We start from the raw sequence: 8,260 nt of genomic DNA, 5'->3' as shown, positions 1-8,260 counted from the left end.
TCAAGGGGTCATCGATAATGATGATGTCGCCACCCCGGCCGGTTAGCTGACCACCGGTCGAGGTCGCCAGGCGTCCACCGCCGAGCGTGGTCTGCAGTTCATTTTCAGTGTTCTTGCGCGGGCTAACCTTGAAGGTCGGGAACATCGACCGGTACCAGGCGGTGTTGACGACTGTTCGAAAGTCGTTGGCGTGCTTGACCGCAAGAGGTTGAGCATAAGAGACGCAGATCATTTTCTTCGACGGATCGCGGCCAAGAATCCATGCCGGGAACGCGACCGCAGCGGGGGATAGAAGCAAGGCGCTCATTTCTGATTGGTGCCGCCCTTACGTCACTGTTCATGTTTTTCAAGAGATACGAAGTAGACTTCATGGCGACGACCAATGCTGAAGCTGACTTCGTTGTCAATTCGAAATACCGAAGTCACGTTTCGAGTATGAGCGACTCTTTAAAGCGGACTATAGGCGCCCGAGATCAAGCTGCGCGGCGCGGCGCCAACTTCAGTCAGGAGGTTATGGCTGACCGCGTTGGCCGCACGCCAGAGAGCATCTCGAACATTGAGCGCGGCAAACAACTTCCCAACATCGAGACGCTTGCAGAGCTTGCTCGCGTGCTCAACGTACCGCTGACGGATTTCTTCGAAGGTTTGGAAAAGAGACGCACAATTTCGCGCGAGCGGGCGGAACTGGAGGCCGAACTCCTCGAAACCGCACGCCAATTGGCACCGCGACTTGTCAAAGTTGCGGTGGAGCAGGTGAAGGCGCTGAGGCAATTGGGCTAGTGATTGAGCGAACAGCTCGATCTGTTATGCCAGGCTTCAGATTTGATCGACAACGCCTTTAGTGGCGCTTGATCCGGCCGTTCGATTTGCTACATGGAATTTTGGGCAGCAGGGGGTTCTCCGTTTCTTATGCGATGGGCATTCTTCAGCGCGTGGTTGGCGTTTGCGCTGATCTCGGGGCGCGCAGCGGCGGCGGATATTCAACTTATCGACTCCAATGGCACAGTCGATATCATTGGCGTTTCGGGCGAGATCGTTCAGGGCGATGCTGATCGCTTTTACGATCTTACGCTGAACCGCGGGCGTGTCCTCGTTCTCCTCCAAAGCCCCGGAGGCTTGATAGAGGAAGCGCTCCAAATTGGGGCCAGAATCCGTCTCAGCAGCTATGTGACATCGGTGGGTGCAGATGGAGAATGCTACTCGGCATGTGGTTTGATTTGGGTCGCTGGTGTTCGCCGCTATATGTCGCCCACCTCGAAGATCGGATTCCATGCGGCCTATACGGAAGAGAACGGCCAGTACAAAGAGAGCGGGGTCGCGAACGCCGAGGTCGGATCGTATCTGACCCATCTTGGACTTCGTATCGAAGCTATTCGCTTCTTCACGATTGCTGGGCCAACCGAGGTGCGGCTCCTTTCCTCGGAAAGTGCGAGAGCTCTCGGCATTGATGTTTTTGAACAGGACAGCGGGCAACTGAGCACCCCGAGTGACGCGCCGACTGCGGACGTCTTTGCCGATCGGTTCGTGTCCTACACGCTCTTGCAGTCACGCTGCGCGGAGTTTTTCCAACCAGACAAGGACGTTATCGATCGGGCTGTCAGGGAAGCCTTTGATGAAGGGAATCGCATTGCCGGTAAGGAGAACTGGATAGGCTTATGGACGCCGATGCTCGACGAGGTGAAGTCGGCACTAAAGAGCCGAGGAGCTCTCTTCGTCTGCTTGGAAACCGTTGCGTTCATGGCAGACCACCAGCAGCCAACCGGTATTGGCAGCCCAAGTTTCGATTGCTCGAAAGCGATGACGGCAACTGAGAACGCGGTGTGCTCTGACGACCACTTGTGGGCCAAGGACCGGGCAATGAATGCAATCTACCGATATATTCGGGGCTTCAACAATGTGAACGTTCGCAAATCCCTGCTAGCCAACCAACGCGAATGGCTACAGCACCGGAATGCGTGCGGTGGGAGCAGAGCCTGTCTCAATCGCTCCTACGACGACCGATTCCAGCTGATGAAGGATATCGACGTATCGGTGCCGGTGAATGGGCAGTGAGGTTCAAAGGCCCAAGTGGCGTTCGCCTGCCTCGGTCGTAAAACGCTCGTTCCTACACCTATCACAACTGGATGCTCGAATCTCTTCAATCTAAAGACAGAGATTCTTTGACCGCAGCTGGAAGGGCGATTTGGGATGGCCCGAAACGCTCATCGTGCTTACAGACACACCCAACAGCAGCCGAAAGCCAATATTGACACCGCCGCGCCTCACCCGGGTCTCCAGTTATTGCCAGTCCCTCATGATATCGATAACATGTTCTTGGTATCGGGTTCCGGAGGTGGTTCATGAAGGCGAATAGAGACCAGGTAAGCCGTTTCGCGAAGCGTGAAACGTTCGCGGCGCGAGCAACCGCCGGAGTGGCTTGATGGCCAAGGCAGTGTCCTCAACGTCCGGCAATAACCATGCGCCAACTATGGTTGACGTGGCCCTGCGGGCAGGTGTGTCCACCATGACCGTTTCACGCGCACTGAAAGAGGGCAGCCGGGTTTCCAAGGCGACACGGGAAAAAATCATGGTCGCGGTCAACGACCTTGGTTATGTGCTTGACCAGTCAGCCGGCAGCCTGTCCTCGCGCAAGACAGGGTTCGTTGCGGCTATCGTCCCGTCGATCAACAATTCCAACTTCGCTGATACCGCTCGCGGCATTACCGACGAGCTTGAAAGCACGGGGCTGCAACTTCTGCTCGGCTACACCGACTACACGGCTGAGAAGGAAGAACGGTTGATCGAAGCGATGCTCCGTCGGCGGCCGGAAGGCATTATCCTAACCGGCGGCGCTCACACGGATCGCGCCCGCCGCCTTTTGAAAAACGCCGGAATTCCAGTAGTCGAAACCTGGGAGTTGCCGGTAAAGCCGATCGATCAAGTGGTTGGGTTCTCCAACGAGGAGGCGATGGGGCTTCTCGTCAAGACGCTCGCCAGGAAGGGTTACCGAAAATTCTGTTACATCGGTGGCACGACCTCGCGCGACACGCGCGGCAGCCAGCGGCGCGAAGGCTTTGTCAGAGCCATTGAGGAGCTCGGCCTGCCGACCGGGCGCCTCGTTTCCTTTGGCGTGCCGCCGATATCCATCGAGCAGGGCGGCCAGGCCGTCGTCAGCATGCTGGAGCGTTGGCCGGACACGCAAGCCGTACTCTGCGTTTCGGACCTTTCGGCCTTCGGCGCACTGATGGAATGCAAGCGCCGGGGCATGCGGATCCCGCAGGATATCGCAATTGCCGGCTTCGGCGACTACGAGGTAGCCGCCTTTTGCCATCCCGGCATCACCACCGTGAATGTCGACTGCTACGGGATCGGGCAACAGGCCGCTCGCAGATTGATCCAGGTGATCCGAGGCGACGAGAAACGACACGGCCAAGAAATCGTGCTCACCGGCTATCGCGTCGTCGAGCGCGAAAGCACCTGAGTTCCTGCATCGATTCAAACGCAGCGAAGGGCAGCCCAATAGCGATGTTTCGCGAGACCATCACCCTCACGCATCACGGTGCTTTGAAGGCCGTTGCAGCCGGAGCAGCGCGCGCCGTCACGATGGGCGTGCCGCAATGTCTCGTGGTCGTCGATGCGAGCGGCGAAGTCCTCGCCAGCCTGCGCATGGATGGCGCGCGGTTCCTCAGCATGCGTACGGCGCAGGCGAAGGCGCGCACCGCAGCGTCAATAAACGCCGCTACCGGCGGCATGGCGTTCGAAGCGGCGCTCTCAGCCGGTATCACTTCGCAGGGCGGCGTGACCAATTTGCCCGGGGGCTTGCCGATCCGCTTCTGCGGGCGGCATCGGCGTCGGTTCGGGAACCGGCGATCAGGATTCGATGTGGCACGCGCCGCGCTGGCGGCGATTGGCGCCGACGTGATTTAAGGCGATGTGCCGATGCGCCTCCAGCGCAACCGAAGGATCTTCAGAACGCGATCTGAACCTTCATGGATTTGTTTCGGTCACCGGCGATGTCGAAAGCCGCGACAGCCTCGTCGAGAGGATAGATGCCGGTCAGCAGTGGTTTGACATCCACCCGGCGGTGATTGATCAGGTCGACCGCTAGGGCGAACTCGTCGTGGAAACGAAAAGTGCCGCGCATCTCGATCTCTTTGGCGACGATGAGGTTCTGCGGGATCGACAGATCGCCGCCGAGACCGAGCTGTATGAGCACGCCGCGCGGCTTGATCACATCGAGCCCTGCACGCACAGCGCGCTCGTTGCCGGAGGCCTCGAGCATCACATCGAAACTGCCCTTGTCGACATTGTAAGCGGCGAGCTTTTCGCCATTGGTCGCGACATTGATCGTACGGTCGGCGCCGATCTCCAGGGCCTTGGCCAGCACGGCGTCTATGACATCGGTGACGACGATCTCGCGCGCGCCGTGGACGCGTGCGGCAAGGATGCAAAGCGCGCCGATCGGCCCGCTGCCGGTGACCAGAACCCGCTTGCCGAGCAGCGAGCCGGCGCGGTTCATGGCATGCAGCGTAACCGCAAAAGGCTCGGCGAAAGCGGCCTCGTTGATGGAGATATGGTCGGCGATTTTGTGGCACTGCCACGCCTCGGCGACAAGGCGCTGGCGGAACGCGCCCTGTATATGCGGCATCGGCATGGCACTGCCATAGAAGCGCATGTTGAGGCACTGGTTCTGCATGCCTTGCAGACAGTAGCGGCAGGTATTGCAGGGACGGCTGGGCGAGATCGCGACGCGGTCACCAATGGCAAACGCGGAAACGCCGCTGCCCACGGCTTTCACCGTGCCAGCGACTTCGTGGCCGAGGATCATCGGTTCGCGCAGGCGGATCGCGCCGAAGCCGCCATGATTGTAGTAGTGCAGGTCCGAGCCGCAGATGCCGCCGGCTTCGACTGCGATCTCGACCTGTCCGTCGCCAGGGGAGCCCGGATCGGTCTCCTCGACCCGCAGGTCTTTTGCCGCATGGATGACGATCGACTTCATGATGGGATCCTTTCTCAGACGACCGGTGTCAGCAAGGCCTGTCCGCCGAAATGGGCCGCGAGATTGTCGCGAACGAGCTGACCCATGGCCTTGCGGGTCTCCACCGTGCCGCTGGCGTGGTGCGGTTGCAGCACGACGTTGGCAAGCTTCAGGAAGCGCTCGTCGATGGTTGGCTCGTTCCAGAACACGTCGAGCCCGGCACCCTTTATGGCACTGGATTCCAGGGCCGCGAGCAACGCAATCTCGTCGATCGTGCTGCCGCGCGAAATGTTTATGACAATACCGTCTGCTCCGAGCGCTGCCAGCATCGACGCATTAATCATGTGTTTCGTGCTTTCGCCGCCGGCGAGCGTTACGATCAGAAATTCGCTATCGCTCGCCAGTTCGAGCAGATCGCTGACGAACGTATAAGGAAGATCGTCGCGCTTGCGGTTGTCGAAATAAGAAATCGTGCAGTCGAATGCAGCGGCGCGCTTCGCCACCGCCGCACCGACGCGGCCCATGCCGACAATGCCCAGCCTTTTTCCACAGACACGCGTGACCAGCCCCATATTGCCCTTGCGCCAGCTTCCATCGCGCACGTAGGCGTCGGCCTGCGGGATTTTTCGCGCCACGGCGAGCAGCAGCCCGATGCCGATATCGGCTACGTCCTCGGTTAGGACATCAGGTGTATTGGTGACACGAATGCCATTCGCCTTGGCATAGGCAAGGTCGATGGCGTCGGTGCCTACGCCGTAGCAGGAAACGATTTCAAGCTGCGGCAGCTTCGCCATCAGCGCAGCACTTGCGCCAAGCTCGCCGCGCGTAGCTATGGCGCGGATCGCGCCGGCGTGGCTTGAGAGCAGCGCGTCCTTGTCCTCGGACTGCCAAAGTTTATGGACGCGATATTTCGCTTCAAGATCTCCCATGTCCCAATCCGGATAGGGACCTGTCATCAAAATGTCGGTCACGGCGTCATCTCCTGTGCATTTTTCCAATTGACTATGTTATCGATAACATTCATGTCAATAGGGACTGGCGGCAGGTGCGTTGGAAATCGTGGCCGCTCCAGGAAACATTGCTCAGGAGGAGCGTTTGGGCAGTTCGTTGTTCGATTTGACCGGCATGCGGGCGCTGGTCACCGGCTCGGGGCAAGGGATCGGCCTGGCGCTGGCCGAGGGGTTGGCGCAGCACGGCGCCGAAATCGTGCTCAACGGACGCAGCGCCGAAAAAATGAAAACGGCTGCGGATGCACTGACAGCGAAGGGACATAAGGCCCATAGCGCCGTCTTCGACGTCACTGATCATGCAGCGGTGGCGAACGGCGTCGCGGAGATCGAGGCGACTATCGGCGCCATCGATATCCTTATCAACAATGCCGGCATGCAGTTCCGAATGCCGCTCGAGGATTTCCCCGCTGACAAATGGGAGGAACTCTTGCGCACCAACATCTCCAGCGTGTTCTTCGTGGGACAAGCGGTGGCGCGGCACATGATCCTGCGGCGGCGCGGCAAGATCATCAACATCGCCTCGGTGCAAAGCGAACTGGCACGGACGAACATCGCGCCCTATACGGCCACGAAAGGCGCTGTGCGCAACCTGACGCGCGGCATGTGTGCCGATTGGGCGAAGCATGGCTTGCAGATCAATTCCATCGCGCCGGGTTACTTCAAGACGCCGCTCAACCAGGCGCTGGTCGACAATCCCGAATTTTCGGCGTGGCTGACCAACCGCACACCGGCGGGTCGTTGGGGCGATGTCGGCGAATTGGTCGGCGCGGCGATCTTTCTGTCGGGACCGGCCTCATCCTTTGTCAATGGACACACGCTCTATGTCGACGGTGGCATCACGACCTGCCTTTGAACCCGCGCTCATCGTCGTGATGGGTGTCAGCGGCTGCGGCAAGACCAAAGTTGGCGTCGAGATCGCCGCGCGGCTTGGCCTTGCCTTCGTTGAAGGCGATACGCTGCATCCGCGCAGCAATGTCGAAAAGATGTCGGCGGGCATACCGCTTGCAGACTGCGATCGATTGCCTTGGCTGGATCTGGTCGGCGCAGCCTTGCGCCAGGCTCGTGAGGAGGGTCGCGGGCTAGTCGTCAGCTGTTCCGCGTTGAAGAAACCCTATCGCGATAGGCTTCGCGATGCGGCGGGCGAGTCGCTGGTTTTCGTATTCCTGGAGGGGTCGCATTCGCTGCTGCAAGCCAGGCTAGCCGCGCGCCGCGGCCACTTCTTTCCACCGGCGCTGCTCGACAGCCAGTTCGCCACCCTGGAGCATCCAGGCGACGAGCCGCTGGTGGTCACAGTGGACATCGACGCGCCTGTCGACACGATTGCCGATAGAGTGTTGCAGGGCCTGGGTGCACTTGGGGTCGACCCTGCCGGGATCAAGGAAAAAGGCACGTTGAAATGACGCAACCAACAAAAGTCGCCGTTGTCGGCGCCGGCATCATGGGGTCGGCGATCGCCACCCGCCTGATCGAGACTGGGCTAGCCGTGACGGTGTTCGATCTGGACAAGGTCAAGGTTGCAGCGCTGACTGCAAAGGGTGCGGCTGCGGCCGTGTCGGTTGCCGAAGCAACGCGGGAGAGCAGCTTCGTCATCCTCAGTCTCAACCATGCCAATATCGTGCGTTCGGTGGTGTTTGGCGATGGTGGTGTGGCGGCTGCGGCGTCGTCGGAAAAGCTGCTGATCGACATGTCTTCGATCGATCCTGTCGACACCGCGCAGATGGCCGGGAAGCTGTCTGCCGAGACCGGCATGAGATGGCTCGACTGCCCGCTTTCGGGCGGCGTTCCCGGCGCGCTGGCCGGCCGGCTGACCGTTATGGCGGGCGGTGAGGCGGCAGACTTCGAACACGCGCGCACGGTGATGCAGCATCTCTGCGCCAACTACACCTTGATGGGACCGAGCGGGGCAGGCCAGACGACCAAGCTGATCAACCAGCTCTTCTGCGCGGTGCTGTTTCAGGCCGTCGCCGAAGCGGTCAAGCTTGCTGAGGCCGGCGGCGTCGATGCGAAGGCAATCCCCGCGGCACTCAAGGGCGGGCGGGCCGACTCCAGCATTATGCAGGAGTTCATGGCAAAATTCGCTGCCCGCGATTTTTCGCCGACCGGCCGCATCGATAATATGCTGAAGGATCTGGATTCGCTGCAGGCCTTCGCGCTGAAAACCAAGACGCCGATGCCGATGACCGGGCAGGTGGTGGAGATCCACCGTCTGCTTTGCGCCGCAGGGCTGGGGCCAAGGGATTCGGCTGAGATGATGCTTCTGCTCGACGGCAAGACCAGTTGATTGGCTGGCCTG

General features: G+C 60.1%; 8 protein-coding genes and 2 pseudogenes. 7 read left to right on the top strand and 3 right to left on the bottom strand.

Annotated features, from left to right (window positions below; all coding sequences use genetic code 11):
• A pseudogene (locus tag NKI96_RS31485) lies at positions 1–307 on the bottom strand (phage terminase large subunit); the annotation flags it as partial.
• A 62-nt stretch (positions 308–369) separates the two neighbouring features.
• Here NKI96_RS31485 and NKI96_RS31480 point away from each other — a divergent pair.
• From NKI96_RS31480 to NKI96_RS31465, 4 genes and pseudogenes are all read left to right on the top strand, one after another.
• A complete protein-coding gene (locus tag NKI96_RS31480; RefSeq protein WP_198020081.1) occupies positions 370–780 on the top strand; it encodes a helix-turn-helix domain-containing protein in 411 nt (136 codons plus the stop codon).
• A 93-nt stretch (positions 781–873) separates the two neighbouring features.
• Positions 874–2,052 carry a lysozyme inhibitor LprI family protein gene (locus NKI96_RS31475; RefSeq protein WP_156933481.1) on the top strand — a complete coding sequence of 393 codons (1,179 nt, stop codon included), beginning with the start codon at positions 874–876 and terminating at the stop codon, positions 2,050–2,052.
• A 367-nt stretch (positions 2,053–2,419) separates the two neighbouring features.
• Positions 2,420–3,460, top strand: coding sequence for a LacI family DNA-binding transcriptional regulator (locus NKI96_RS31470; RefSeq protein ID WP_050589318.1), 1,041 nt, complete (start codon positions 2,420–2,422; stop codon positions 3,458–3,460).
• A 38-nt stretch (positions 3,461–3,498) separates the two neighbouring features.
• Positions 3,499–3,906 (top strand): annotated as a pseudogene (locus NKI96_RS31465) (GlcG/HbpS family heme-binding protein).
• 40 nt (positions 3,907–3,946) lie between these two features.
• Here NKI96_RS31465 and NKI96_RS31460 read toward each other — a convergent pair.
• Both NKI96_RS31460 and NKI96_RS31455 read right to left on the bottom strand, forming a co-directional pair.
• Positions 3,947–4,978, bottom strand: coding sequence for an L-idonate 5-dehydrogenase (locus NKI96_RS31460; protein WP_023716361.1), 1,032 nt, complete (start codon positions 4,976–4,978; stop codon positions 3,947–3,949).
• Positions 4,979–4,992: 14 nt separating this feature from the next.
• Positions 4,993–5,913 (bottom strand): 2-hydroxyacid dehydrogenase, encoded by a 921-nt coding sequence (locus NKI96_RS31455; protein WP_031198705.1) that lies wholly within the window; start codon positions 5,911–5,913, stop codon positions 4,993–4,995.
• 169 nt (positions 5,914–6,082) lie between these two features.
• Between NKI96_RS31455 and NKI96_RS31450 the strand changes: the two genes are divergently transcribed.
• From NKI96_RS31450 to NKI96_RS31440, 3 genes are read left to right on the top strand one after another with little or no spacing between them, the layout of a single operon-like run.
• Positions 6,083–6,820 (top strand): SDR family oxidoreductase, encoded by a 738-nt coding sequence (locus NKI96_RS31450; protein ID WP_031198706.1) that lies wholly within the window; start codon positions 6,083–6,085, stop codon positions 6,818–6,820.
• Positions 6,789–7,367, top strand: a complete 579-nt coding sequence (locus NKI96_RS31445) for a gluconokinase (RefSeq protein WP_023716364.1) — start codon at positions 6,789–6,791, stop codon at positions 7,365–7,367. The genes NKI96_RS31450 and NKI96_RS31445 overlap by 32 nt, the downstream gene beginning before the upstream one ends.
• Entirely contained in the window at positions 7,364–8,248 is an 885-nt protein-coding gene (locus NKI96_RS31440; protein ID WP_023731657.1) for an NAD(P)-dependent oxidoreductase, read from the top strand. Before NKI96_RS31445 ends, NKI96_RS31440 begins: the two co-directional genes overlap by 4 nt.
• Positions 8,249–8,260 lie beyond the last annotated feature (12 nt).

This window comes from Mesorhizobium sp. M0292, from assembly GCF_040321695.1.
In the GTDB taxonomy this organism is placed as follows: domain Bacteria; phylum Pseudomonadota; class Alphaproteobacteria; order Rhizobiales; family Rhizobiaceae; genus Mesorhizobium.
The sequence above is the reverse complement of the archived record's forward strand: the minus strand, read 5'-3'. Positions and strand labels throughout refer to the sequence as shown.

What these genes read in the sequence shown, in the direction of transcription:
- NKI96_RS31480 (WP_198020081.1), top strand. Translation starts at nt 370, where the DNA reads ATGGCGACGACCAATGCTGAAGCTGACTTCGTTGTCAATTCGAAATAC.
- NKI96_RS31475 (WP_156933481.1), top strand. Translation starts at nt 874, where the DNA reads ATGGAATTTTGGGCAGCAGGGGGTTCTCCGTTTCTTATGCGATGGGCA.
- NKI96_RS31470 (WP_050589318.1), top strand. Translation starts at nt 2,420, where the DNA reads ATGGCCAAGGCAGTGTCCTCAACGTCCGGCAATAACCATGCGCCAACT.
- NKI96_RS31460 (WP_023716361.1), bottom strand. Translation starts at nt 4,978, where the DNA reads ATGAAGTCGATCGTCATCCATGCGGCAAAAGACCTGCGGGTCGAGGAG.
- NKI96_RS31455 (WP_031198705.1), bottom strand. Translation starts at nt 5,913, where the DNA reads ATGACAGGTCCCTATCCGGATTGGGACATGGGAGATCTTGAAGCGAAA.
- NKI96_RS31450 (WP_031198706.1), top strand. Translation starts at nt 6,083, where the DNA reads ATGCGGGCGCTGGTCACCGGCTCGGGGCAAGGGATCGGCCTGGCGCTG.
- NKI96_RS31445 (WP_023716364.1), top strand. Translation starts at nt 6,789, where the DNA reads ATGTCGACGGTGGCATCACGACCTGCCTTTGAACCCGCGCTCATCGTC.
- NKI96_RS31440 (WP_023731657.1), top strand. Translation starts at nt 7,364, where the DNA reads ATGACGCAACCAACAAAAGTCGCCGTTGTCGGCGCCGGCATCATGGGG.